Origin of the sequence: Amnibacterium sp., from assembly GCF_051956055.1 — a bacterium.
In the GTDB taxonomy this organism is placed as follows: Bacteria; Actinomycetota; Actinomycetes; order Actinomycetales; family Microbacteriaceae; genus Amnibacterium.
Genome location: NZ_JBQCGC010000072.1, coordinates 13,746 through 38,352, shown reverse-complemented (window position 1 = coordinate 38,352; position 24,607 = coordinate 13,746). Strand labels below are relative to the sequence as shown.

23 protein-coding genes, 1 tRNA gene and 1 riboswitch are annotated in these 24,607 nt (G+C 72.7%); of the genes, 12 read left to right on the top strand and 12 right to left on the bottom strand.

Going from position 1 to position 24,607, the window contains the following annotated elements; genetic code table 11:
* Positions 1–59 precede the first annotated feature (59 nt).
* Entirely contained in the window at positions 60–1,268 is a 1,209-nt protein-coding gene (locus tag ACTHLI_RS10305; protein ID WP_440183322.1) for a sugar ABC transporter substrate-binding protein, read from the bottom strand.
* A gap of 322 nt (positions 1,269–1,590) precedes the next feature.
* On the opposite strand from ACTHLI_RS10305, the gene ACTHLI_RS10300 reads away from it, so the two are divergent.
* The gene (locus ACTHLI_RS10300) at positions 1,591–2,643 is read left to right on the top strand and encodes a LacI family DNA-binding transcriptional regulator (RefSeq protein WP_440183320.1); all 1,053 of its coding nucleotides are present in this window, start codon (positions 1,591–1,593) and stop codon (positions 2,641–2,643) included.
* 93 nt (positions 2,644–2,736) lie between these two features.
* Here the strand turns inward: ACTHLI_RS10300 and ACTHLI_RS10295 are convergent, their stop codons facing one another.
* The gene (locus ACTHLI_RS10295; protein ID WP_440183319.1) at positions 2,737–3,189 is read right to left on the bottom strand and encodes an SRPBCC family protein; all 453 of its coding nucleotides are present in this window, start codon (positions 3,187–3,189) and stop codon (positions 2,737–2,739) included.
* Positions 3,190–3,271: 82 nt separating this feature from the next.
* Here ACTHLI_RS10295 and ACTHLI_RS10290 point away from each other — a divergent pair, with 82 nt between their 5' ends.
* Entirely contained in the window at positions 3,272–3,874 is a 603-nt protein-coding gene (locus tag ACTHLI_RS10290) for a TetR/AcrR family transcriptional regulator (protein ID WP_440183317.1), read from the top strand.
* An 88-nt stretch (positions 3,875–3,962) separates the two neighbouring features.
* On the opposite strand, the gene ACTHLI_RS10285 is transcribed toward ACTHLI_RS10290, so the two are convergent.
* On the bottom strand, positions 3,963–5,297 hold the full coding sequence (locus ACTHLI_RS10285; protein WP_440183315.1) for a GAF domain-containing protein: 1,335 nt from the start codon (positions 5,295–5,297) through the stop codon (positions 3,963–3,965).
* Between the two features lie 67 nt (positions 5,298–5,364).
* Positions 5,365–5,439: riboswitch (cyclic di-GMP riboswitch) on the bottom strand.
* Positions 5,440–5,722: 283 nt separating this feature from the next.
* Between ACTHLI_RS10285 and ACTHLI_RS10280 the strand changes: the two genes are divergently transcribed.
* Together ACTHLI_RS10280 and ACTHLI_RS10275 are read left to right on the top strand one after the other, a co-directional pair.
* Positions 5,723–7,927: a sensor domain-containing protein gene (locus ACTHLI_RS10280; RefSeq protein ID WP_440183313.1), complete on the top strand. Its 2,205-nt coding sequence runs from the start codon at positions 5,723–5,725 to the stop codon at positions 7,925–7,927.
* Between the two features lie 44 nt (positions 7,928–7,971).
* Positions 7,972–8,781 carry an NAD-dependent epimerase/dehydratase family protein gene (locus tag ACTHLI_RS10275; protein ID WP_440183312.1) on the top strand — a complete coding sequence of 270 codons (810 nt, stop codon included), beginning with the start codon at positions 7,972–7,974 and terminating at the stop codon, positions 8,779–8,781.
* A gap of 52 nt (positions 8,782–8,833) precedes the next feature.
* On the opposite strand, the gene ACTHLI_RS10270 is transcribed toward ACTHLI_RS10275, so the two are convergent.
* The 3 genes from ACTHLI_RS10270 to ACTHLI_RS10260 all read right to left on the bottom strand — a co-directional run bounded on the left by ACTHLI_RS10270 (position 8,834) and on the right by ACTHLI_RS10260 (position 11,979).
* Positions 8,834–10,165 (bottom strand): mannitol dehydrogenase family protein, encoded by a 1,332-nt coding sequence (locus ACTHLI_RS10270; RefSeq protein ID WP_440183310.1) that lies wholly within the window; start codon positions 10,163–10,165, stop codon positions 8,834–8,836.
* A complete protein-coding gene (gene uxaC, locus ACTHLI_RS10265) occupies positions 10,162–11,565 on the bottom strand; it encodes a glucuronate isomerase (RefSeq protein WP_440183308.1) in 1,404 nt (467 codons plus the stop codon). Before uxaC ends, ACTHLI_RS10270 begins: the two co-directional genes overlap by 4 nt.
* A gap of 111 nt (positions 11,566–11,676) precedes the next feature.
* The gene (locus tag ACTHLI_RS10260) at positions 11,677–11,979 is read right to left on the bottom strand and encodes a MarR family transcriptional regulator (protein WP_440183306.1); all 303 of its coding nucleotides are present in this window, start codon (positions 11,977–11,979) and stop codon (positions 11,677–11,679) included.
* A gap of 96 nt (positions 11,980–12,075) precedes the next feature.
* Here ACTHLI_RS10260 and ACTHLI_RS10255 point away from each other — a divergent pair, with 96 nt between their 5' ends.
* From ACTHLI_RS10255 to ACTHLI_RS10240, 4 genes are read left to right on the top strand one after another with little or no spacing between them, the layout of a single operon-like run.
* A complete protein-coding gene (locus ACTHLI_RS10255) occupies positions 12,076–13,605 on the top strand; it encodes a proton-conducting transporter transmembrane domain-containing protein (RefSeq protein ID WP_440183305.1) in 1,530 nt (509 codons plus the stop codon).
* Positions 13,602–16,043 (top strand): putative inorganic carbon transporter subunit DabA, encoded by a 2,442-nt coding sequence (locus ACTHLI_RS10250; protein WP_440183304.1) that lies wholly within the window; start codon positions 13,602–13,604, stop codon positions 16,041–16,043. Before ACTHLI_RS10255 ends, ACTHLI_RS10250 begins: the two co-directional genes overlap by 4 nt.
* Positions 16,040–16,357: a P-II family nitrogen regulator gene (locus tag ACTHLI_RS10245; RefSeq protein ID WP_440183303.1), complete on the top strand. Its 318-nt coding sequence runs from the start codon at positions 16,040–16,042 to the stop codon at positions 16,355–16,357. The genes ACTHLI_RS10250 and ACTHLI_RS10245 overlap by 4 nt, the downstream gene beginning before the upstream one ends.
* Entirely contained in the window at positions 16,354–17,187 is an 834-nt protein-coding gene (locus tag ACTHLI_RS10240; RefSeq protein WP_440183301.1) for a DUF6671 family protein, read from the top strand. The genes ACTHLI_RS10245 and ACTHLI_RS10240 overlap by 4 nt, the downstream gene beginning before the upstream one ends.
* A 15-nt stretch (positions 17,188–17,202) precedes the next feature.
* Here the strand turns inward: ACTHLI_RS10240 and ACTHLI_RS10235 are convergent, their stop codons facing one another.
* The 4 genes from ACTHLI_RS10235 to ACTHLI_RS10220 all read right to left on the bottom strand — a co-directional run bounded on the left by ACTHLI_RS10235 (position 17,203) and on the right by ACTHLI_RS10220 (position 20,811).
* Entirely contained in the window at positions 17,203–18,564 is a 1,362-nt protein-coding gene (locus ACTHLI_RS10235; RefSeq protein ID WP_440183300.1) for a protein kinase domain-containing protein, read from the bottom strand.
* 97 nt (positions 18,565–18,661) lie between these two features.
* Positions 18,662–19,486, bottom strand: a complete 825-nt coding sequence (locus ACTHLI_RS10230) for a hypothetical protein (protein WP_440183298.1) — start codon at positions 19,484–19,486, stop codon at positions 18,662–18,664.
* 196 nt (positions 19,487–19,682) lie between these two features.
* Complete coding sequence (locus tag ACTHLI_RS10225) at positions 19,683–19,964, bottom strand: hypothetical protein (protein ID WP_440183296.1); 282 nt, start codon at positions 19,962–19,964, stop codon at positions 19,683–19,685.
* 46 nt (positions 19,965–20,010) lie between these two features.
* Positions 20,011–20,811: an inositol monophosphatase family protein gene (locus ACTHLI_RS10220; protein WP_440183295.1), complete on the bottom strand. Its 801-nt coding sequence runs from the start codon at positions 20,809–20,811 to the stop codon at positions 20,011–20,013.
* Positions 20,812–20,927: 116 nt separating this feature from the next.
* Here ACTHLI_RS10220 and ACTHLI_RS10215 point away from each other — a divergent pair, with 116 nt between their 5' ends.
* The 3 genes from ACTHLI_RS10215 (at position 20,928) to ACTHLI_RS10205 (ending at position 22,922) form a co-directional block, all read left to right on the top strand.
* The gene (locus ACTHLI_RS10215) at positions 20,928–22,316 is read left to right on the top strand and encodes a S1C family serine protease (protein WP_440183293.1); all 1,389 of its coding nucleotides are present in this window, start codon (positions 20,928–20,930) and stop codon (positions 22,314–22,316) included.
* On the top strand, positions 22,316–22,525 hold the full coding sequence (locus ACTHLI_RS10210) for a hypothetical protein (protein ID WP_440183291.1): 210 nt from the start codon (positions 22,316–22,318) through the stop codon (positions 22,523–22,525). The genes ACTHLI_RS10215 and ACTHLI_RS10210 overlap by 1 nt, the downstream gene beginning before the upstream one ends.
* Before the next feature lie 244 nt (positions 22,526–22,769).
* Positions 22,770–22,922, top strand: a complete 153-nt coding sequence (locus tag ACTHLI_RS10205) for a hypothetical protein (protein ID WP_440183289.1) — start codon at positions 22,770–22,772, stop codon at positions 22,920–22,922.
* A 49-nt stretch (positions 22,923–22,971) separates the two neighbouring features.
* Here ACTHLI_RS10205 and ACTHLI_RS10200 read toward each other — a convergent pair.
* Both ACTHLI_RS10200 and ACTHLI_RS10195 read right to left on the bottom strand, forming a co-directional pair.
* Positions 22,972–23,053 (bottom strand) — tRNA-Tyr (locus ACTHLI_RS10200).
* Positions 23,054–23,150: 97 nt separating this feature from the next.
* Positions 23,151–23,975: a class I SAM-dependent methyltransferase gene (locus tag ACTHLI_RS10195; protein ID WP_440183287.1), complete on the bottom strand. Its 825-nt coding sequence runs from the start codon at positions 23,973–23,975 to the stop codon at positions 23,151–23,153.
* 28 nt (positions 23,976–24,003) lie between these two features.
* On the opposite strand from ACTHLI_RS10195, the gene ACTHLI_RS10190 reads away from it, so the two are divergent.
* Positions 24,004–24,492: a YajQ family cyclic di-GMP-binding protein gene (locus ACTHLI_RS10190; RefSeq protein WP_440183286.1), complete on the top strand. Its 489-nt coding sequence runs from the start codon at positions 24,004–24,006 to the stop codon at positions 24,490–24,492.
* Positions 24,493–24,607: the final 115 nt, after the last annotated feature.

Here is a 24,607-nt window from a genome sequence, read left to right as displayed (position 1 = left end):
CTGCTCCTTCCCTCGGATCGGATGGGAGGAGGGGGCTGGACCCGCCCCCTCCCCGGTGGTCACTGGCTCTGCGACTGCGCCTGCTGGAGCGCGGCTGAGGGGGAGGCCTTGCCGGTCAGGGCGAGCTGGACGGCGGTGTAGATCTTCGTGGCGGCCTTGGGCCAGTCGGGTCCGAGCTCGCCCGTACGAGCGCGGGCGGTCTTGACCGTGGTCACGAACGACGCGACCTGCGGGTGCGTCTTCGCCCAGGCGTCGGCGGCCGTCTCGTTCGTGGGCACGTTGCCCGTGACTCCCGCGATCGTGGACTGCATCTTCTCCGATGCGAGGCAGCCGACGAACTTGCCGGCGAGCTTCATCGTGTCCTTGTTCCCGGTCTGCGGGACGGTGAAGGCCTCGCCGCCGAGCGGGGCGACGGTCGGGTCGCCGGTGCGCGTGGGGATGGGCACGCTGTCGAACTCGAGGCCCTTCGCGGCGTTCAGCGACGGCAGCTGCCACGGGCCGTTGATCATCATGGCGGCCTTGCCGGCGATGAACTGGTTGTCGACGTCGGCCTGCGCCCAGGTGATGGAGCTCTTCGACATCGATCCGTCGTTCTGCAGGTCGAGCACGAACTGCAGCGCCTGCGCGGCCTGCGGGGTGGCGATGTCCTTCTCGTCGCCGCCGTTGGACCAGAAGAACGGCAGGAACTGCCAGGTGCCCTCGTAGGTGTTGATATTGCTCATCGCGAAGCCGTAGGTCTTGCCCTTGGTCAGCTTCTTCGCGGCGGCGCGCAGCTCGTCCCAGGTCTTCGGCGGGGTGACGCCGGCGTCGGAGAGCAGCTTCTTGTTGTAGTACAGCGCGATCGAGTTGGTGACCGGCTCGAGCCCGTACAGGTCGCCCTTGTACGAGTTCGCGGCCTTCACCGCCGGCACGAGCCCGTCGGCGTTCAGCCCGTAGTCGCTGAGGGGCGAGAGCGCGCCGGAGGAGGCGATCTGCTGCACGTCGGGGTTGTCGAGCATGAGCACGTCGGGCAGCGTCCGGGACGAGGCCTGCTGGAGCACCTTGGCGATGAGCCCCGCGCCGGCGACGTGATTGATCGTCACCGTCGCCCCCACCTGCTTCGCGCAGGTCTGGTAGATCGGGTTGTACGACGCCGTGTAGTAGTCCTCGATGGTGAGCTTCGTCCCGCCTCCCCCGCCACCGCCTCCCGATCCGGAGGAGCAGGCGGTGAGGCCGATGGGAACGAGCGCCGCGGCGGCGACGACCGCGACGATCCTGGGGGTCTTCATGATCGGTGAGCTCCTTTGCTGCGGGAAGACGGGACGTGTCCGCGCGTCAGGACGCGACGGATCCTCGGCACCGCGAAGGCGGTGTCCCGTAGTGCGTTGACGGTCGCCCGACGGGTCGGCGGTTGTGGTCGACCGCGCGCTGATGTGAGCGCTCACTCTGCATCGAGTGAAGCCGCATCGTTCTCCGATCCCCATCGATCGCGCCGTCCGGTCGGGCGTTGCGGAGCATCATTCGCGTACTGCTCGCCGGCTGTCAATGATTTTTTTTAAGCGCTTTACCTGGGCGTGTCGAGCGCTAGGGTCTCGACGAGGAGAACCGCCGATGGTGCGCATGCAGGACGTGGCCGAGCACGCGAACGTCTCCATCGCGACCGTGTCGTTCGTCGTGAACGGCACGAAGCGGGTCTCGGACAAGACCCGGCGTCGCGTGGAGAGCGCGATGTCGGAGCTCGGCTTCACCCGGAACGTGGTCGCGCGCGCGCTCGCCAGCAAGCGCTCGCGGATCATCGCGCTGCTGTTCCCCCAGCTCGATCTGCGGTTCAACGCCGCGTCCATGGACTTCGTCCACGGCGCCTCGACCGCGGCCGCGGAACGCGACCACCACCTCGTGGTGTGGCCGGTAGCGAACGATCCGACGGCTCTCCGGGGCTACCTCGACGGCGGCCTCGTCGACGGCGTCCTCGCGATGGAGGTCCAGCTCGAGGACCCGCGCGTGCCCACGCTGGAGGAGACGAAGACCCCATTCGTGCTGATCGGGCGGACCGCCGACCCGAGCGGCCTCGCCTGGGCGGACATCGACTTCGAGAAGACGGTCCGGGAGAACCTCGACCACCTCGCCGCGCTCGGCCACGAGCGGATCGCGCTCGTACTGGAGCCCCAGCACGTGCTCGGCGAGTCGGCCTACGCGCCGCCCGTGCGCGTCGAGGCCGCCTACCGCGACTGGTGCGCCGACCGCGGGTTCGACGCGATCGTCGCGCCATGTCGGCGCGACCCGGCGAGCGGCACGGAGCTCGCCGCCGCCCTGCTCGCCGAGCACCCGGACCTGACCGCCGTCGCGATCATGAACGACGAGGCCGCACCCGGCCTGCTCCGCGGGATCCGGGCGAGCGGCAGGACGATCCCCGGCGACGTGTCCGTCCTCGGCGTCGGCATGGCGTCGAAGGTGGCGGCCTTCTGCGAGCCCCCGCTCGTCCACTCGTCGCCGCCCGGCTACGAGCTGGGCCACGCCGCGGCAATCGCGCTGATCGAGCTGCTCGACGACCCGGACGTGGAGCCGATCAGGACCCTGCTGCCGTGCCGGTTCGGCGAGGGAGACAGCGTCGGCCCGGCCCGGCCGTTCGACTCAGCTCGGACGATTGGGACGTCCATGCCGTGAGGGGCATGGAGGAGTCCAGCGCTCCGGAGAGCGAGCAGCACGCCACCGCGGCGGCGGAAGCCCTTCGACTCGGCAAGACGATCCGCGAGCCCTTCAGGATTCCGTCCGGGCGGCTCGATACTCGGCGAGGACCGGAGGCACGCCGTCGGTGAGCATGGTCCGCCGCACGCGTCCGAGCAGTCTGGACATCGCGAAGCCCCCGAGACCGGTGAAGCCCGTGTGCGCCCAGGTGAAGCGCGCGCCGCTGGCGCTCGGCTCGAGGCGGCAGGTGACCTCGGTGACGTCGCCGTCCTCATCGCCGTTCCAGCTGTAGCGGAGCAGGTGCGGCGCCTGCACTTCGAGCACCTCGCAGGCGACCACGCCGGACCAGCCGATCGTCGGCCTGCCCACGAAGCGGAACCGACGACCGACTTCCGGAGCGAATCCCTCCGGGCGGCCGCCCCGGCCCGTGGCGGTCCACCTCGCCACCCAGCCCGGATCGGTGAGCACCTGCCACACCTCCTCGACGGCGTAGGGATACTCCCGCGTGACCGTGTAGCCGCTCATGGGCGCTCCTTCGTGGTGGCGATGAGTGAACCTACCGATCGTTAGGTAGGTGGTCAAGCCTAACGATCGGTAGGCTGCTCCGGTGACGAGCGCAGACGCCCCCGCCGGCCGCCGTCGTGATGGAGCGACGACCCGGGCGAACGCCCTGCGGGTGGCCATGACGCTGTTCACGGAGCAGGGCTACGAGGCGACCTCGCTCCGGCAGATCGCCGATGCGTTGGGCATCAACAAGGCGTCGCTCTACTACCACTTCCCCAACAAGGAGGCGATCCTCCGGTCGGTGTTCGAGCAGCGGGGCTCGGAGGCGGCCGAGCTCGTCGCGTGGTGCGAGCGGCAGCCGCGGACCCCGGACCTGCTCCGCGAAGCCGTGCTGCGCTGGGTGGACTCGTTCTCCGAGGAGAAGCTGCAGGGCATCCGTTTCCTCCGGGCGAACCCCTTGATCGGCCGGGTACTCGCCGACACGGAGGGAGACCGCATCGGCGACCCGTTGAACCGGCTCAGCGATCTGCTCGAGCCCCTCCTGCCCGATCGCAGCCCCGCGAGGGTGGTGCTCGTGCGGATGGCGGTGCTGAGCATCAACGCCGCGGTCGAAGCCGGCACGGGCACGGATGCTGCGGACGCCGACATCATCGCGGCAGCGCACGCTGCCGCCGATGCCCTTCTGCTGCGGGCGATACAGCCGTGACCGCCCCCTCAATGTGGCGAGCCGATTGCGGCATCACTCGACGGCGGGGACCCGCCGCACGGTGTGCGGTGGGCCCCGCCGCGACCGATCAGTCGGCGGGGCGCAGGCGGCTGATCAGCGAGGTCCCTCGCGGCTGGCGAGTCCGGGTCCGGGTGCGGATCCGGGTTCGGCCCCGCCGACCGGACCGGAGCGCCGCGGACCAGAGCTCCTGCTCCACGCGTCCGGCGAAGTCGCGGAGTGGCCGCAGCTCGGCGGGGCGCATCTCTCGCGGCTCCCGATCGGCGATGCACAGCGTGCCGATGCGATAGCCGTCCCAGGTGCGGATCGGGAACCCCGCGTAGAACCGCAGCGCGTCGGGCCCGGTGAAGAGCGGGCTGTCCGCCAACCGCGGATCCTGCGAGGTGTCGTTGATCAGCACCAGGCCGTCCTGCTGGATGGTGTGGGTGCACGCGGTCTGGTCGCGAGGGAGCAGGGCCGGCACGCCCGTGGTGGCCTTCTGCCACATCACCGCGTCGTCGATGATGTTGATCGACGCGTGCGACACGCCGAACATCAGCTTCGCCTGTCGCACCACGGCTTCCATCAAGGTGTCCGAGCCCGGCTCGATCCGAAGCGACTCGAGCGCTCGCTGCCGCATCCGCTCGTCGTCCGGCAGGTTCCTGATGGAGAGCGGCGACTCGGGCGTGACGTGACCCTGCACCTCCACCATCCGCAGATAGAGCGGCGTCACGATGTCGTTCGCCCACTCCTCGTAGGTGGACGGCGAGAAGCGGCTCGCGAACTCCGGCTGGCGGATCGGGGCGGAGAGCTCCCGGTAGTGGATGCGCGATGTCAGCGCGCACATCTGCTCCGTCATCGCCCCCAACCTCGTCGCTGCCTCGAACACGGGTCGGGTCCGCCAGTCGATCCCGAGCGGGTACGACACGTGCGCCGAATCCCAGAGCGCGATCGGTGTGGTCTTGGCGGTCTCGTTGAGCAGCAGATCGGCGAGGGCGGCGAACTGCATCTGCCACTTCGCCTCCGGCACCCGCGCCTCGGCGGCGTGCTCCCCGAGCATCACCACGACCGCGTCGTACCGCCGCAGCCGCAGGCCTTTGAGCCCTTGCAAGGCGGCCTTCGCGGTCGCGTCCGGGGCGGCGACCACGTCGAGGTCCACGCCGCGGCCCGACCGTGCGGCCAGCACATCGGCGACGCGACCGGGGAGCCCGAGGTTGTGGTCGCGGAGCCCACGCCCCTCCAGCACACCGCCGCCGTACATGAGCACGCGATATGGCCGGGGGCCTGATCGGTGCAGCCCCGCCACGGCGTCGGGCCTCGCCTCGAGGTCCTGGACCTCGGACGATCCGGCGGCTCGCGCGTTCTTCAGCATCGTCCGCAGCACGTCGCGCGCGCCGGGGCGGAGAGAACTCTGGAGGGCGCTCATCGCGCGGCCCCGACGGAGTCAGCGGAATCCCGGGGACTGTGGAGCAACATGTGCGGTACTCGATTCGTTCGGTAGCCCGGCGGACCTCGAGGGTTCCGTGGCTTTGCGTCGCCAGCTCGCGCTGGGTTTGCCGATTCGTGAAAGCGGGAACGACACCATTGCCGTTCGTCGCGAGCAGAAGATAGTCGACGACGAGATCGGACCGATGTCACCATTTCGTGTGACGTGCGGGGTGACTGCCGGCCGCCGGAGGCAGGCGTCCCGGACGCGGGTCGCGGCCGAGCCGGGCGGGGGCTGCAGCCCTGCCGCGCGTACGCGGGAGGAACGCCCACCTTCACGCGGCGAGGAGCGCGACACGATCCACCCCGGGACGGAACCATTCCGGCTCCGGGGACGAGGGCGAAGACGAGGACGAGAGGAGGAGCATGGCTTCGCGGCAGGAGCAGCACCGGCTCCCCGACGGTGACGTCGCGAGGGCGCTGGACCAGTTCCCGGACGCATCGCTGATCACCGACGCCGACCAGCGGATCCTGTACGCGAACTCGGCGTTCCTCGACACCACCGGGTACCGCGTGTCGGATCTGCTCGGTCGGAACTGTCGGCTCCTCCAAGGGCCGGACACGGACCCCGCTGTCGTCGCCGACATGCGGTCGGCGCTCGACGCCGCTCGCCCGTTCGACGCGGAGATCCTGAACTATCGGGCCGACGGCGAGCCGTTCTGGAACCACATCGCGATCCGCCCGCTCATGGACGAGACCGGCACCGTGACGCAGTTCGTGAGCTCGCAGACGGACGTCACCGATCAGGTGCTCCGTCGCCGGTCCGACCAGGAACGACGGGAGACGACCGAGCTCCTCCTGGACGTCGCGCGCCGCCTCGCCACGGCGACGCTCCGGCACGACGTCGCGGCGATGCTCGCGGAGATCGTGCTCGAGCTGGGATTCGATCGATCGGCCGTCGCCCTGCTCGGGACCCGGGGCGTGCAGCTGCGGATGGCGGCCACCGCCGGCTGGCCCGCCGACCTGGAAGCTGCGGCCAAGTCGTACACGACCACGCCGACGGAGTACCCGGAGCTGGCGGATCTGATCGCGTTCCCACGTCAGCTCGTCGTCAACGACGAGACGGCATCGGACTTCGCGCGACGGGATCTCGAGACGTTCCAGATCGCCGGGTACGTGGCCACCCCGGTAGTGGCCGGGAACCGGCCTCCGCACGGCCTCCTGCTGGCGTACTGGAGGGCGGGCGTTCCGGCCGTACTCCCACCCACGCTCGCCGACCGCCTCACGGACATCGCGGCCCTCGCGGCGGTGGCGCTCGACAAGGCCTCGCTGATCGAGCAGATCCAGCGGGACGCCGACGAGGACGGCCTGACAAGGCTCATGGCTCGGGCAGCGCTGGAGCGCGCGCTCGAGGAACGACTCTCGCGGGACGACGGCGCTCGCGTGGCGGTCGTCTACGGCGATGTGGACCATCTGAAGCGGGTCAACGACGTGCGCGGTCACCACGGCGGGGATGAACTGCTGCGGCAGATCGGAAGGCGCCTGAAGGCGATCGCCGGTCCCGGAAACCTTGTGGGACGGGCGGGCGGCGACGAGTTCATCGTCGTCCTCTCGGATGTCGGCGACGACGCCGAGGTCGAAGCATTCGTCCGCCGGCTCGAGGAAGCGCTGCGGGCGCCCATCGATGCCGGCGGGCAGAAGGTCTACGCGACGATGTCGATCGGCTGGGCGACCACGACGACCGGCCGACCGCAGCCGTCCGCGCGCGCCGCCGAGCTGCTCATGGCTGCAGACTCGCGGATGTACCACGCGAAGCGGCGGCGCCACGGCAGCGCGGAGGAAGGGATGCTCCGGGGGGAGTTCGCCCTCCGGCTCGACACCGACCTGCACGACGCGGTGGCGAACGGCCGGATCGTCCCGCAGTTCCAGCCGCAGTACGACCTCCGGACCGGCGCGCTGTGCGGGTACGAGGCGCTCGCCCGATGGGAGCACGCCGAGCTCGGCCCGGTTCCGCCGTCGACGTTCATCCCGCTCGCGGAGGACAACCGCCTCATCCACCCGATCGGCGCGCAGATCCTCGAGCAGGCGACTACGTTCATCGAGGAGGCGCAGCGGAGGGCCCCCGACCCTCTGCGCCTGCAGGTCAACGTGTCGACCAGGGAGCTCGCCAGACCCGACTACCCCGCGGCCGTCCTGTCGCGGCTGGAAGCGTCGCCCGCGCGCCGTTGGCTCCTCGGGCTCGAGATCACCGAGTCCTCGCTGATCGTCGACCGGCCGCGGGTGCAGGACGCGCTGACGGCCCTGCGAGCCCAGGGCGTCGGAGTCGCCATCGACGACTTCGGCAGTGGCTACTCCTCCCTCTCGCAGCTGCAGGAGCTCCCCGCGACCGAGCTGAAGATCGACAAGTCCTTCATCCGCCGGGAAGGCGCGGTGGGCACGTCGATGCTGCGCGCGATCCTCGCCCTCGGGCACAGCCTCGGCCTCCAGATCATCGCCGAGGGGGTGGAGACGCGCGAGCAGCTCGCGACCCTCCGAGCCCTCGGCTGCGACGCGGCCCAGGGCTTTCTCCTGGGGGCGCCGCTCCCGGCCCAGCAGGCGCTGCGCGCGCCCCTGACGATCCCGGAGGTCTGACCTCGCGAGGGCCGGAGGTGCGGGCTCGGCGCTAGGTTCGAGCGATGCCGGAAGCGGTCGACACGACATCGGGCTCGAGCACACGAGGGCGGGTGCTGATCACCGGGTCCGCCGGTGCGCTCGGCTCCCTCGCCTTCGACGGGCTGGCGGCGGCGGGGTTCGCCACCCGCGGGATGGACGTCGTGCCGCCGACACGACCGCAGCCCGACTTCCTGCTCGGGTCCGTCTCGTCGCCCGAGCGGATGGCGGAGGCGTGCAGCGGCGTGGACGGCGTCCTCCACCTCGCCGGTGCGTCCACCCCGGAGGCGTCGTGGGAGGAGTGCCTGGCCGCCAACGTCGTGGGCACGCGGACGGTGCTCGAGGCGGCGCGCGTGTCCGGCGTCCGACGTGTCGTCGTCGCGAGCAGCAATCACGCCGTCGGCTTCACCCGGAGGGGAGCAGGCGTCCTCCCCGCCGACGTCCCCGCTCGGCCGGACAGCTTCTACGGCGTGAGCAAGGTCGCGATGGAGGCCCTCGCCTCCTACTACGCGGACGAGTTCGGGATGCGGACCCTCAGCCTCCGGATCGGCTCCTGCTTCCCCCGCCCGACGTCCTCGCGGATGCTCGCGACCTGGCTGTCGCCGGACGACCTCGTCCGGCTCGCGGTCGCCGCCATGACTGCGGAGTGGACCGGGCACCGCGTGGTGTGGGGCATCTCGAGGAACACCCGCAGGTGGTGGTCCCTCGACGAGGCGGCGGCGATCGGATTCCTGCCCGAGGACGACGCGGAGGTGTACGCCGACGACGTCGAGCCCGCGGAGGAGGCCTTCGTCGGCGGCCGGGCGCCCGGGGTCCGGGCCGCGTCTCGGGGCTGAGGGCGCGCGGGGCGGCGCGGTCTCCGGAAGCGGATCCAGCAGCCCGCCGCGGTCAGCGGCGCCGGAGCGAGGCGACCAGGTCGACGAAGGGGCGGTCCGCGGCGAGCCGCGGGGAGAGCTCGGCGAGCTGCGAGGTCGGGACGGGTGCCAGGTCCCTCGATTCGGCATCGAGGAGCGCGGCGAGCACGAAGGCGCACCCGGCTGCCGAGCGGGCCGCCGTGCGCTCCGCCTCCGCGACGGGGACGATCCGCAGCCGCACCTTGCGCCTGCTGTCCTCCGCAATCTGCGCCAGCCCGTGCTCGATGCGGGCGTTCGCGAAGCGCTGGAGCAGCGCGGCCCGATACGCCGCGGGATCCGACGACTCGGGGAGGTGACGGCCGGCCTCGTCCCAGAACCGCTCGACCGCGGAGCGGAGCACGGGATCGCCGATGGCGGCCGCGACGGTCGAGTGGCCCGCGGGCGGCCCGGCGAGTGCGAGCAGGGTGTGCGCACCGTTCAGCAGCCAGAGCTTCCGCCGCTCCCAGGGCTCGATGTCGTCGACGAAGCGCGCACCCGCGTCCTCCCATGCCGGTCGCCCTGCGGGGAACTCCCCGCTCAGCACCCAGTCGGAGAAGGGTTCCGTCACGACGGGCGACCGGTCCACCCATCGGGCGCGGGCGCTGAGCGCCGCGACGTCCGCCTCCGTCGTCCGCGGGGTGATCCGGTCGACCGACGTGCTCACGAAGGACACCGACGCGGCGACCGAGGCGGCGAGCTCGGCGCCGACCTCCTCCGCGGCCCGGAGCACACCCCGGCGGACGACCGCACCGTTGCCCGGGAGGTTGTCGCACGGCACGACGGCGAGCGGTCCGGCTCCGGCCCGCCTGCGCGCTTCCAGCCCGACGAGAAGCCGGCCGATCACGGTCGCCGGAGCGAGACCGTCGAGGGCCGCGGCGGTCCGGACGGCTCGGCGCAGCGCGGCGAGGTCCCCGGCGAGCTCGGCGTCGTCCGGGTCCGGGATGCCGGCCGGGTCGAGGCGGTACCCCGCCTCGGTCACGGTGAGCGTCACGACGGCCGTCGTCGGACGGCCGAGCAGCTCGACGAAGCGGCGGGTGTCGGCACCGTCGATCGCCGCCGCGACGCTGCCGACGACCTCGTCGCGATCACCGAGGGGTCCGCGCTCGATCAGCGTGTAGAGCCCGTCCTGCTCGGCGAGCACGGCGGCGACGTCCGGGCGTCGTCCGGTGAACGCGGCGATCCCCCATGCCGCAGCGTCGCCGGCGTGCGCGGTGTACCAGGCCTGGTGCGCGCGGTGGAAGGCGCCGAGTCCGAGGTGGACGATGCGGACGGGCGGGGCCGGGATCGGGACGACGGACCGGGAGAGCCTGGGCGGGCTCGCGCTCACCGGCGGTCGCCCAGCTTGAACGCCGTCCGCGGCACGTCGTCCACGAGTGCGCGGGCGATGCGCCGGGCGGTGCCGAGATCGATCCGGCCTTCCTGCACATACCTCGCGAGGAATGCACTGTCCGCGCGCCGGGCGGCGTCATGCCGCGCGGGGATGGAGAGGAAGGCCCGGGTGTCGTCGACGAACCCGGAGGTGCGGAAGAACCCGGCGGTCTCGGTGACCGCCGAGCGCCAGCGCTGCATCGCGTCGGGCGCATCGAGGAACCACCAGGGCGCGCCCACGTACACGCTGGGGTAGAACCCGGCGAGGGGTGCGAGCTCGCGCGAGTAGACCGTCTCGTCCACGGCGAACAGCACGAGGTGGAAGCCGGGTTCGAGCCCGAACCGTTCCAGGAGCGGGCGGAGGCCGCGGGTGTACTCGGTCGCGATCGGGATGTCATGGCCCGTGTCGGCGCCGAACGCGGCGAACGTCGCCGAGCTGTGGTTGCGCAGGACCCCGGCGTGCAGGGTCATCACGAGCCCGTCGTCGACGGACATCCTCGCCATCTCGACGAGCAGGTGCCCGCGGAACGCGCGCCGGTCCTCCGACGACGCCGTTCCGGCGCGGACCCGGTCGAACAGGGCGGACGCCGTTCCCGGGTCGAGATCGACGGTCCATGGTTCGGCCACCCCGATGTCGAGCGAGACCGCACCGTGCGCCACGAAGTGCGCGCGGCGCTGCTCCAGCGCGCGGAGGTAGCCCGCGAACGAGTCGGGCTCGCCGGTGACGGCCAGGAGCCGCTCCACGGCGTCGGCGAAGCCGACGACGTCCGGGTCGAGGTACCGGTCCGGGCGGAAGGTGGGGAGCACCCGGCCGCGGAACGACGGATCCGCTCGCAGTGCCGCGTGCGCCGCGAGGTCGTCGAGGGGGTCGTCCGTCGTGGCGAGCACCTCGATCCGGAACCGGTCGAACAGCGCCCGAGGACGGAACGCCGGCTCGGCGAGACGGGCGACGACCTCGTCGTAGATCCGGTCCGCGGTGTCCGCCTCGAGCGCCGAATCGATCCCGAAGACCGTCGCGAGCTCGTCGCGGATCCAGTAGGCCGACGCCGTGCCGGCGAACGAGTCGGCGTGCGCCGCGAGGGCACGCCAGACCGCCCGCGGATCGGCGGCGGCGCCGAGCCCGAGGGCGTCGAGGTCGACGCCGTTCGCATGCAGGAGCCGGGTCACGTAATGGTCCCGGGTGATGAAGAGCTCGGCGGGGTCGCCGAACGGGCGGTCCTCGAGCAGGAGGCCTGCGGGCACGTGCCCGTGCGGGGAGAGGATCGGCGCGTCGGCGACGGCCGCGTAGAGGTCACGCGCGACGGCCCGGGTCGCCGGGTCCACGGGCAGGAGGCGGTCCGGGTCCACCGAGGGCGTCACGTCCGAGCCTCCCCGCCGCCCCTTCCCGGAACGGGGCCCGCTGCGTCGACAGTACGCCGCCGCGCGGAGGAGCCTCCTGCCCCGGACTCGGCATGCCGGGGCAGGGGGCGCTCACGCGTCGGCGGTCGGCCCGTGCCGGTCCATGTCGCCCAGCAGCCCGAGGAGCTCGCCGATGTCGTGCTCCCGATCCATCGGGTGCCGCATGGGCATGCGCGGCTCGAGCACGTACCGATTGCGGCGTCCGTCCCGCTCCCGGCGGAGATAGCCCGCGTCCTCGAGCTCCGTGACGATGCGCTGACCCGCCCGCTCGGTGATGCCGACGGTCACGGCGATGTCCAGCAGCCGGGCATCCGGTTGCTTCGCGATGCAGAGCAGCACGTGCGCGTGGTTGGTGAGGAACGTCCAGCCAGCCACCGACCGATTGTACCGCGACACGCCGGTCACGCTTTTCCGGACATTTATTTCCGGATACGGTCGTCCTACTCGATCTCCCGACTGAGCGGAGCCGGCATGACCATCACCCCTCTCGTCCTCGTCCTCCCGCCACTCATCGGTGCGGCCGCCGCCGCCATCCCGACCCGGCCGGACCCGATCGCACGGACCGCGGTGACCCTCGTCGCCACGGCCGCGGTGCTGGCGACCGCGGCGCTCGCGCTTCCGCAGGCGCTCGCCGGTCCGCTCGGGGCGTCGGACCGGTTCGGCCTCGCAGCGGCGGGCTTCGTGGCGGCGCTCAGCGCGGTGGTGCAGGGGTTCGCTCTGCGGCACCTCCGCGCCGACCCGCGCCAGCGCTGGTGGATCGGCTGGGTGAACGTGCTGACCGCAGGTGCGCTCGCGGTCGCGGTCGCCCCCACGGTCCTGACCTTCGCCGTCGGCTGGAGCGTCACCGGGGCCGCGCTCGTCCTGCTGCTGGCCACCTATCGGCCGGTGCCGCAGGCCGTGCTCGGCATCCGCCGCACCGCGCTCGCCTTCGTCGTCGGCGACGCCGCGCTGTGGACCCCCACCCTCGTCCTGGTCCGGCTCCACGGCGGTGACCTCGGCTGGCGGGACCTGCCGGCCACGGCGGCGCAGCTGCCGGTGGGAGGGATCACCGCGGCCGGCCTCGCACTGGTGCTCACCGCCCTCTCGCGTTCGGCGCAGGCGCCGTTCCACCGATGGCTGCCGACGACGGTGGCGGCTTCGACGCCGGTCTCGGCGATCATGCACGCGGGCGTCGTCAATGCCGCGACGTTCCTCGTCGTGCGGTTCGGGGTCGTGCTCGCGGAGGCCGGGTTCGCCTTCCCGCTGCTGTTCGTCGCGGGCGCGCTCAGCGTGCTCCTCGGCGCAGCGGGCATGCTCGTCCGGCCCGACCTCAAGAGCCGGCTGGTGGCCTCGACGACGGCGCAGATGGGGTTCATGGTGCTGGCGCTCGCCGTCGGTGCTCCCGCCGCCGCGCTCATCCACCTGATCGGGCACGGCTGGTACAAGGCGGAGCTCTTCCTCCGGGCCGGCAGCCAGATCGACGCGATCCGCGTCCGAGACGCCCGCCCGCGTGCTGCACCGCTGTCGCCGGTCGGGCGCACGGTCGGTACCGCGGCTGCCGCGATCGTGGCCACGGGCGCGGTCGGTACCGGGATCCTGCTCGCCGGCTCCGAGGATGCGAGCGCCCTCGTGCTCGCCGCGCTCGGGAGCGTGACGGGCACGGTCGTGCTCCGTCCGATCCTGATCCGGAGGACGCCGGCCGGCCGCCGGCTGCTCGCCGCGATCGCCACGGCCTCCGCCGGGATCGCCTACGCGTTCGCCGCTCACGCCATGGAGCGCTTCCTCGCCGCGGGTGCGCCCGCGCAGGGACCGGCCGTGCCGTGGTGGTTCCTGCTGCCCGTGGCCGCGCTGGTCGTGGCGCTCAGCGCACTCCCGCTCCTTCGCCCCAGCCACGCGGCTCCGCTCTACGGGCTGCTGATCCGCGTCGCGGGGAGCGACCTGCCTCCCGTCCGCCGCGCTCGCCGCGCCCGCCCCGCGCTGGCCGCCCTCACCCACCACCTCGTACCGAAGGACGCGGAATGACGACTGCACATCCCTTGGACGTCCGTGCCCGGATCGGGCGCGCAGCGCACGCCCTCACTCCCACCTGGCCGCTCGAATCCTTCATCGCGGTCAATCCCATGGGGGCGCACACGCACCGTCCGGTCGAGCAACTCGTCGCCGAGAGCCTCGTCGGCGGCCCGGCGATGACCCGAGCGGAGAGCGACTACCGCAACGCCCTCCAGGCCGGTTCGCTCGACCGGCAGGCGATCGAGCAGGCGATCCGACGCGTCGTGCCCGAGCTGCTCGCCATCCCCGCGGTGTCTCGGACGGGCGGCGACGTCAGTGCCCTCGACATCGCCGTCGCCCACCTGCTGGAGGCTGAAGCGGCGACGCCGAGGTCCATCCCGCGTGCGTTCAGCGCCGTGGACGACCTCACCTCGAGCTGGTTGTCCGTGCTGCTCGGGGATGCCCCCTGGGCGCCGCGCGACGCGGATCAGCCCGCCTTCAGCGCCTTCCTCCGCCTCGCGACACGGGATCGACGCCTGTCCGCAGCCGGCCGCCGCAGGCTCGCTGCGCTCCCGCCCGACCCGGAGGCGGCCATCACCGCCGTTCTGGACGGCATCGGGCTCCCCCTGGAGGCCGCGGACCCGGTGCTGCAGGCTCAGATCCACGCGCTGCCGGGCTGGAGCTCGCTCATCGCCCAGCGATCCGAGGCCACGCGGGGCATCACGCTCACGGACGTCGTCGCGATCCGACTCGCGCTCCTTGCGGCGCTCGGCATCGTGCCCGAGGCTGAACCGGCACCACTCGAAGCGCCGAGCGAGGACCTTCGGCGGATCACCACCCGGCTGTCGACCTCCCTCCGTCTCGCGGCGTCGGCACGAGGCACCGTGCTGCGGGTCGCCGCGCTGCTCGACCCTGCGACCCGCCTGCTGCTCTGGCAGACCGCGACCGAGATCACCTACCGCGACCAGCTGTTCCGGACGCTCGCCGACGCAACGCACCGTGCCGGAGCAGCACCGGGGGTCCAGGTCGTGTGCTGCATCGACGCGCGGTCGGAAGGGCTGCGGCGCCTCCTCGAGCGGGACGCGGACGTTGAGACCTTCGGTTTCGCGGGATTCTTCGGGGTCCCCCTGCGCTATCGGCCGCTCGCGGGCAGCGCCGACCGCGCGCAGTACCCCGCCCTGCTCACCGATGGGGCCCCCGCGACGGAGGCGCCCGTCCACGAGGCGGAGCGCCGACGTCATGTCGACGCACTCAGCACGAGCGCCGCCACAGCCTCCGGCGTGAAAGCCGCGAGCGCCACCCCCGCCGCGGCGCTGAGCTGGGCCGAGGCGGCCGGGGCCGTCAGCGCCGACGCGGCGACTGCCCGTACCGTCGCGCCGGCGACCGCGGCGCGGCTCAGCGCCGCCGTCCGGAGCCGGACGGTGCGCCCGCTGCAGACCGTGCTCGACCTGGGCGACCGGCTCGGCCCGGAGGATCGCATCCGCCTCGCGGAGGCCTCGCTCCGGATGATGGGGATGACGCGGTTCGCGCCGCTCGTCGTCTTCACCGCGCACCGTTCCGAGACGGCCAACAACCTGTACCGCTCGGCGCTGGACTGCGGCGCGTGCGGGGGCAACGGGGGCGCTCCCAACGCCAGGGCCGCCGCCGCGGTCCTGAACGATCCGGAGGTGCGCGCCGGCCTCGAGCGCCGTGGCATCACCGTCCCGGGATCGACCTGGTTCATCGCCGCGGAGCACGAGACGACGACCGACGCGATCACCGTGCTCGACCCGCACCTCATCCCGCCGACCCATCGGGCCGCGATCGACCGCTTCGCCCGGATGGCGCAGGCCGCGGGCGACGCGCTCACCCGGGAGCGAGCGCTCCAGCTCCCGGGCGCGGACGCGCGGACGCCGCTCGGGAGCGTGCGGCGGCGCGCCCGCGACTGGGCGGAGATGTACCCGGAGCTGGGCCTCGCGGGCAACGCCGCCATGCTCATCGCTCCCCGTTCGGTGAGCCGGGGCGCCGACCTCGGCCGACGCGTCTTCCTCCATTCGTACGAGCCCGAAGCGGATCCCGACGGCGGCGCGCTCGAGGCGATCATGACCGCGCCCCTCATCGTCGCGCAGTGGATCAACGCGCAGTACTACTGCTCCACCGTCGAGCCGGAGCGGCACGGCGCCGGGCACAAGAGCCTGCACAACCCGGTCGGCGCGCTGGGGGTGCTGACCGGGAGCACCGGGGACCTGCGCACGGGGCTGCCCTGGCAGTCGGTGGCCGCCGGGGACCGCCTGCTGCACGTCCCGCTGCGCCTCAGCGTGCTGATCCAGGCGCCGCTCGATCGGGTCGCGACGATCGTGGCCCGCACCGACGTGCTCCGGGACCTGCTCGCGAACGACTGGATCACCCTCCACGCCCGTGCGGGCGCGCAGGACCCGTGGCAGGAGTACGGAACGTACGGATTCTCGACGCCGGAAAGGACAGACGCATGACCCTGCTGACCCCGATGACGCGGATCGAGGTCGTCGCACCCGCGACGCTCGGCCCGGAGGTGCGCGACCTGGTGGTCCGCGCGGGCGCGACGGGGTACACCTCGATCGCCGGCGTATCCGGGCTCGGGCATGCGGGTCCGCACAACGGCCCGCACCTCTTCAACGAGCACGACGCACTGGGGATGACGATCACCGTGCTGCCCGTCGAGCGCGCCCCCGACCTGATCGAGGCGCTCCGCACCCTGCTCATCGGCACGAGCGGAGTGATGTTCGTCTCGGACACCCAGGTCTCCCGACCCGAGTACTTCCGATGAGCCCGCGCCCGTACAGCGGAGCACGCGTCGCCTACGGGACGATGCACGGCAAGGAGGCCACGGCTCGGGCGCCGTTCCAGCACCGTCTCGGGGCGCAGGTCGTGGCGGCGGACGGCATCGACACCGACCGGTTCGGCACCTTCACCGGCACGGTCCCCCGGCTGCTCGCGCCCGCCGACGCCGCTGCCGCGAAGGCGGCACTGGCGATGGAGATCACCGGGCAGCCGTTCGCGCTCGCGAGCGAAGCGACCTACCTCGCCGACTTCGGCCCCTTCGCCGACCATCACGAGCTGCTGCTGTTCCAGGACGGCGTCCGCGGGATGACGGTCGTCGAGTCGGCGATGACCCGCGTCGCCTCCCCGTTCAGCGACGTGGGCAGCGTGCCGGAGGGGCTGGCGGCCGCCGCGCGACTCGGGGCACCCGACGCCGCCGTGACGATCAGCACCCTGGCGGACGGCGCGGCCGTGCACCGTGGCGGCCTCCGCGATCGCGCCGCGATCGCCGACGTGCTCGAGGAGCTGCTCAGCCTCGGCACGGGGGCGCGCATCCAACGGGACCGCCGCGCCTTCGCCGACCCGGATCGCCGAGCAGTGCTGGCCGACCTGGCGGATCGGATGGCCGACCGCCTCACCCGGCCGTGCCCGGCCTGCGACGCGCCCGGGTGGGGCGTGGTCGACGTCGAGCGCGGCCTCCCGTGCGCCGTCTGCGGCTCGCCCACCCGTGGGATCCGAGCCGACGTCCTCGGTTGCGGGCGCTGCGGCGAGCGCGCGAGCCGGCCACGAGGTGCGCTCCGGATGAGCGCGGATCGGTGCGACGTCTGCAACCCGTGATCCGCGGCCCCTCGGTCAGCGGTCGAAGAGCACGCGGCGCCCGAGCACCCGGAGGTCCAGCTCGCGCATGGTCACCGCCGCGAGGTCGGCCAGGTCCGCCAGCTCCGCCTCGGTGAAGGCGCGGACGCGGCGGTCGAGCGCGACGAGCGCGCCGACCGTGAAGCCGTCGAAGGTGGTGAGGGGCGCGGCGGCGTAGGCCCGCAGGTCCGCGTCCGCCTCGAGGAGCGGATGGCCGGCCGCCCGCGCGTCCTCGCGCAGGTCGTCGGTGCTCCACGAGGTCCCGGTGGACACGGTCTCGGCCGCGAACGAGGCGTTCCTCGGCACCTGGGCGACGTCGAGGCCGCTGTGGGAGAGGAACCACTCGCGGTCCCCGTCGACGATCGAGACGAGCACGCGCGGCACGTCGAGCAGTCGCCTGGCGAGCCGGACGATGCGCTCGATCGACTCGTCGGTCCTGGTGTCGAGCACGGCGACCCGGCGCACGGCGGCGAGCCGCTCCGGCTCGGCGTCCCCCAGCACCTCCGGGTCGACGCGTCTCGCCTGCACCAGCCCGTCCACGAAGGCGTCCTGCAGCGCGACCGACGCCTCCGCGGGGCTGGGCCGGTCGGCGGGATCGCGCGCGGTCATCCTCGCGAGCACCCGCGCGAGCACCTCCGGCACCGAGTCCGGGATCTCGGGATCCCGCTCGAGGCGCGCGAGGGCGGATTCGTCGACCCCGCCGGGGAACGCGGGCGCACCGGTGAGCGCCTCGAGCAGCACGAGGCCGAGCGCGTACACGTCCCAGGCGGGCGCGGGGTCCCCTCCGAGCACCTGCTCCGGGCTCAGGTAGGCGACGGTACCGGTCGTGAACTCCCCGTCGCCCGCGGCGCCGATGATCGTCGCGATACCGAAGTCGGTGAGCTTGCCGCGGATGCGCGACGACGGCCCGCGACGGGCGAGCAGCACGTTCGCCGGCTTGATGTCGCGATGCAGGAACCCGGCCTCGTGCACCGCCTCGAGCCCCTGCGCCAGATCGGATCCGAGCGTCGCGACCTGCCCGGCGGTCAGCGGCCCCTCACGCAGTCGTCTGCGCAGGTCGGCGCCCGCCACCCGCTCCATGACGAGGAAGATGCGCGGACCGGCCGGATCGCTGACGTCGACTCCGGCGTCGAACAGCGTCGTGAGCGCGAAGTGGTCGAGCCCGGCGACGAGACGCGCCTCCGCCTCCTGCAGCCGGACCTCGTCCGGCGACGTCGCCGTGGCGGTGAACAGCTTCAACGCGACCTTCCGCCCGAGCAGCGGGTCCTGCGCCTCGTAGACCGTCGCGCGACCGCCGCGCCCGATCACCTCGCCGATGCGGTACCGGCCCGCGACAGCGGGCGGCGTGACCTCGGGCATCGGATCGGGCTCCTCGACGGGGCGGATCACCGGGCGGGCAGCACCCGGTCCAGGCATGCTGGCACACCGCCGCGACGGCGATGCGCACCCCCTTCGGTCAGGCGCCGGCCCCTGCGTACTGCAGCTCGGCGCTCGCCAGCACTGCGAGGTCGCGGAGGATCTCGGCGTCGAACTCCTCCGCGGTCCGCGGCTCGGTGTCGAACACCGACAGCGTCCCCATCGCGGAGCCGTCCATGAGCTCGAGCGGGTGGGCGGCGAAGAACCGCACCTCGCTCGGCGGTCGCGCGTCGCGGGCGAGGTGCGCGTCGTGCCAGGCGTCGAGGACGAGGACCGGCCGCACCGCGGCGGCCCGGACGCACGCCTGATCGACCAGCACGGGGCCGACGGCCGCCAGCGTCCGCGCACGCCCGCCGGTCAGCACCGCGATCGCGGCGGAGCCGACGGCGAACGCGGAGGAGGCGAGCATCGCGATGCGCTGCAGGTGCTGGGCCGCCGTCTCGGGAACCCGCGCTTCGAGGACCCGCATGCCCGCGGTCGGGTCGAGCAGGTCGAGCAGCGCGGCACCGGCGGTCTCGGCGACCATCGTCGCCGGACACGCCCCCGGCTCGGGCGCGATCCGGATCTCCTGCCTGCCCGACCGTGCGGAGGCGGGAGCCGAGAAGGCGCCCGATCCGGCCGTGGCGTCGCTCACCACGAGGACGCGCGTCACCGAGGCGACGCGCTCGACGACCCGCTGGAGCTTCGGGGGCAGCGGCGGGCGGCCGAGGTCCGGCAGCAGCACGACCGCGTCGTACGCCGCGACGTCCCAGGCGTGGGCGAACGAGTCGAGCACCCGCAGCACGCGTCGCACGTCGCAGACGACGTCGAGCTCGATCCCGCGGCGGGCGGACAGCCACAGCCGGTCGAGCAGTCTCACCGGCACGCGGTGCTCATCCGGAGCGGAGCCCGCGTCGAGCCAGGACCGGCCGGCGACCAGGAGGACGCGGGCTTCGTTGGGACCGGGACGGCGCAGCCGGGCGACCGTCAGATCCTCCGAGCCCACGGCACCCCCTCACGCGACGGATGACCCTGCATCATGCACCGGCGTTCTCGAGAGTCCGCTGAGGATCCGGGCCGGTTCAGCCCTCCGGGCGCGCGTCGCTGCGGCCGGGCATCCGGGGCATGTGGATCTCGCCCGGGTCGACGTCGACATCGCCGTCGTCGGTGTAGTCGCCAGTCCCGGGCAGCACGCGGATCGCATCGCGGTCGATGTCGGGGTCGTCCAGCGCGGGACTGCCCCCCTGGTCGTCCTGGAGCGCCTCGGTCTCCCGCTCGCTCGAAGGGCTGTAGTCGGTGTCCAGCCGCTCGGACGGGTCCACCTCCGGGTCGGACTGGACGGGATCGTCCGCGTTCCTGCTCATCGCCCAGACGCTACGGCGGGCGCCTTGGACCCTCCTCCGACGCCCGTCACGCGCCGAGCTCGAGCAGCGCCGCACGCAGCTCCTCGACCACTCCGGCGCTGCCGGCGATCGTCATGCGGTTCGTCGGCCGCTCCTCGTCGAGCCCCCGGACGACGCCGCCCGCCTCCTGGACCAGCAGCGCACCGGCCGCCTGGTCCCACGGGTTGAGCCCCTGCTCGAAGTACGCGTCGAGGCGCCCCGCGGCGAGGTAGGCGAGGTCGATCGCAGCGCCGCCGGCGCGCCGGAGGTCGCGGACGCGGGCGAGCAGCGGCTGCGCCACCCGCGCCTGGTTGGCACGGATCGCCTGCGTGTAGTGGAAGCCGGTCGCGACCAGGGCGCGGTCGAGCGGCACGGCCTCGCGCACGCGGAGCGGCCGGCCTTCGAGCCATGCGCCTCCCCCGGCCGAAGCCGTGTAGAGCTCACCGAGCGCCGGCGCATCGACGGCTCCGGCGAGCGCCGTCCACGTCGTCGGGTCCGGGTCCCCCTCGACCACCGCGATGGAGACGGACCAGTTCGGCAGGCCGTAGAGGTAGTTGACGGTCCCGTCGATCGGGTCCACCACCCAGGTGAGCCCCGTCGTGCCGCGCTCGGCGCCGGACTCCTCGCCCAGGAAGCCGTCGCCGGGGCGGAGGTCGGCGAGGCGGGATCGGATGAGGTCCTCGGTGGCCCGGTCGGCGGCCGTGACGATGTCGATCGGGGACGACTTGGTCGCCGCCACCTCGACGCCCTCCCGCCGGAGGCGCGCCGCCAGCTCACCCGCCTCCCTCGCCACGTCCCGTGCGATCTCGAGCAGGTCCTCATGCGCCATGCGCCCAGCCTGCCCGACCGCCCGCCCATCGCCGCCCGCCCTCATAGACTGTTCCCAGCCGACTCCAGCGATTCCCTTGGGCCGCCCAGACGGCGCTCTTCGGCAGGAGGCGTTTGATGGTCCACGTGAACGATCAGCACCCCTTCGACGTCACGCCCGACGACGAGCGCCGCCCCGTCGACCCCGGACAGACCGAGCACGACGAGCAGGAGCCGCGCGCTCCCTTCGTGCCCACCGACACCCCCTCCTCCGCGCCGGGCGAGGACGCCGCCGCGCCCGACGACGACGCGGCGCTGCGCGCCAGGCGGAAGCATCACCGCATCGCCGCGCTCAGCGTCGCAGCCGCCGTCATCTTCACGGCAGGGGCGGGAGGAGGCGCCGCGGCCTCGCTCGCCCTCGCGCGGAGCACGACCGCGACCAGCGCGGACGCCGGTCAGTCGCAGTCGCAGCCCCAGCAGGGCGGCACCTCCAACGGTTTCGGCGGGGGCTTCGGCCCTCAGGGCGGCTTCGGCGGGAACGGCTTCGGCTCCCAGGGCGGCTTCGGCGGCGCGGGGAGCGGCTCCGGTTCCAAGGCGAGCACCGGCTCGACGGCGGCGACGTCAAGCCAGGCGGTCGGGCTCGTCACCATCGTGTCGCAGCTGAAGTACGAGAACGGGGAGTCCGCCGGCACCGGCATCATCCTCACCTCGAACGGCCGGATCCTGACGAACAACCACGTCATCGACGGCGCCACGTCCATCCAGGTGACCGTGCAGTCGACCGGGAGGACCTACACCGCGGACGTCGTCGGCACCAACGCCACGAAGGACATCGCGGTCCTGCAGCTGCAGAACGCGTCCGGCCTCACCCCGGCGGACCTGTCCTCCAGCCCCGCGGCGGTCGGCGACGCCGTGACGGCCGTCGGGAACGCGAACGGCACCGGCAGCCTGAGCGCCGCGGCCGGGACGGTGAGCGCCCTGAACCAGACGATCACGACCGCCAGCGAGGGGGCGACGGCCGGGGAGACGCTCCACGGGCTGATCGAGATCAACGCCGACGTCGTCTCCGGCGACTCGGGTGGCGCCGTAGAGAACGCGAACGGCGCGGTGGTCGGGGTCACCACGGCGGCCTCCTCCGGGAGCGCCGACGTCACCGGCTACGCGATCCCCATCAGCACCGCGGTCGGCATCGCCAAGCAGATCATCGCGGGCGACCGCACCGCCGAGATCACGATCGGCCTGCCCGCCTTCCTCGGTGTCTCGATCTCGACGGAGTCGACCCGCAGCACGAGCACGAGCGGTGCGGTCGTCGGCCAGGTGCTGCCCGGGACCGCCGCGGCGGGCACGGGTCTGAGCGCCGGGGACACCATCACGAAGGTCGGGACCACGACGATTACCTCGGGATCCGACCTCTCGAAGGTGATCTCGCGCCACGCCCCCGGCGACCACGTGACCGTCACCTACACGGACACCGCCGGGTCGAGCCACACGATCACGGTGACGCTGACGGAGGGACCGGCGAACTGATGCCGATCGACACCCGGGCCTGGGCGGCGGAGCACTCCGCCGCCCTCGTCGGGCTGCCGTCCGGGGCCGCCGAGCAGGAGGTGGCCGCGGCCGGCCTCCACGCCCGCATCGCCGGTCCGGACGAGATGCTCACCCTGGAGTTCCGGCCCGACCGCATCACGCTGCTCACGGACCCGACCGATGTCGTCACCGAGGTCCGGCCCGGCTGATGGCGACCGCCTCGCCGGATTCCGTACCCTTATGGTCCGCGGCAGACCATTCCCGTGACCGGCAGGAGCATCCGGAGCTGTCCTACTCGTACCGCGAACGGTCCGCGGACGTGTGGCGGAACCGGATCGGGGTCACCTCCCTCCTGTTCAGCGTCGGGATGACCGTCTCCTACCTCCTGGGCCGCCCGCGGCGCTGAACCGCGCACCCATCGCGCGCTCGGGGCGGCGGCGTACCGTCCGGGCCATGAGCGACGCACCTGACCGCGACGAGGCATCGCGATCCGAGAACGACCCGGTGACGGGCAACCCGGAGGGCCTCCCGGACGCCTTCGGCGAGGATCCCGACCACAAGAAGCCGTTGGTCGAGCAGTTCGACCCGGTCGACGGCGACGACTGACCTCGGAACGCACTGCGGCCCTGCGCTCGATCGGAGCACAGGGCCGCAGTGGCGGGTGAGGGATTCGAACCCCCGAAGGCTGAGCCGGCTGATTTACAGTCAGATCCCTTTGGCCGCTTGGGTAACCCGCCTGGCTGCTCGGGCCAGCCATGTGCAGGCTGACCCGAGGCGCCCAAGCAGGATACGCGACGCGGAGAGCCTCCTGAAACCACGCCGCCGGGCGGGGCGTCAGCCCTCCTTCACCGCCCGGAGGGTGTAGGTAAGCGGGAGGAGGTCCTGCCCCTCCGCGAGCCGCCATTCGTCCAGCTCCGTGCGGACCATCCGGCCAGGCAGCGCCTCCCACGGCACGCTGCGGTGCTCCTCCAGCAGCGTCAGGCGCAGCCCTGCCCCCAGGACCGCCGACACGAGCTCGCCGAGCCCGTGGTTCCAGGAGGCGCTTCTCGTGTGCGCGAACTCGTGCTCCGTCGCCACGTAGGTACCGGGCTCGTCGAAGACCACCGGTTCGGCGGTCTCGAAGTACGGGTAGCGGACCGTCAGCGCGTCCATCCGGGTCTCGTCGATCGCCCACAGCATCGGGTGCCCGTCGCGGAGGAACAGCTCGCCGCCCGGGCGCAGGAGCGCTGCGACGATCCGCGCCCATTCGGCGATGTCGGGGAGCCAGCACACGGCGCCGATGCCGGTGTAGACGACGTCGAACGCGCCGGGCTCGAGCACCCCGAGCGCGTCGCCGACGGTCGAGCGCACGTAGCGGATGTCCGCGCCCGCCCGCGCGGCGAGCGCCCTGGCCTCCGCGAGCGCGGGAGCGGAGAAGTCGAGCCCGGTCATGGCCGCACCGAGCCGCGCGAGCGAGAGCGTGTCCGTGCCGATGTGGCACTGGAGGTGCAGCGCGCGCCGACCGTGCAGGTCCGGCAGCCGCGGCAGGTCGAACCGGACCACGTGCGAGAGGTATGCCGGGTCGTCGACGAACCGGTCGACGGCGTAGTCGGGCGAGGCCGCGTGCGGTGCGGCGCGCTCGTCCCAGTTCGCCCGGTTCAGCTCGATCCAGTCGCTCATCCCGTCAGCCTCCTACACTCCTGGTCCCATGGCCGATAGCTCGTTCGACGTCGTCAGCAAGGTGGACCCGATGGAGGCGGACAACGCCGCCAACCAGGCCCGCAAGGAGATCGACCAGCGCTACGACTTCAAAGGCGTCGGCGCCTCCCTCGAGCTCAAGGGCGAGCAGTTCCTGCTGAAGGCCGCGACCGAGGAGCGGGTGCGCGCGGTGCTCGACGTGCTCCAGTCGAAGCTCATCAAGCGCGGCATCTCGCTCAAGTCGCTCGACGCCGGCGAGCCGTTCGCCTCCGGCAAGGAGTACCGCATCGAGGCGAAGCTGAAGAACGGGATCGACAGCGACAACGCCAAGAAGGTCACGAAGCTGATCCGCGACGAGGGACCGAAGAGCGTGAAGTCGCAGATCCAGGGCGACGAGGTGCGCGTCACGTCGAAGAGCCGCGACGACCTCCAGGCGACGATCGCCCTCCTGAAGCGGGCCGATCTCGACCTGGACCTGCAGTTCATCAACTTCCGCTGACCCGGCTGCGGGCCGAGCACGACAGCAGGAAGAATCACGTCCGGCAGGAAGGATTCGGCACGCCGTTGCTGCTGAAGCGGATTCTTCCTGCCGACGGGCTCGGTTCTTCCTGCTG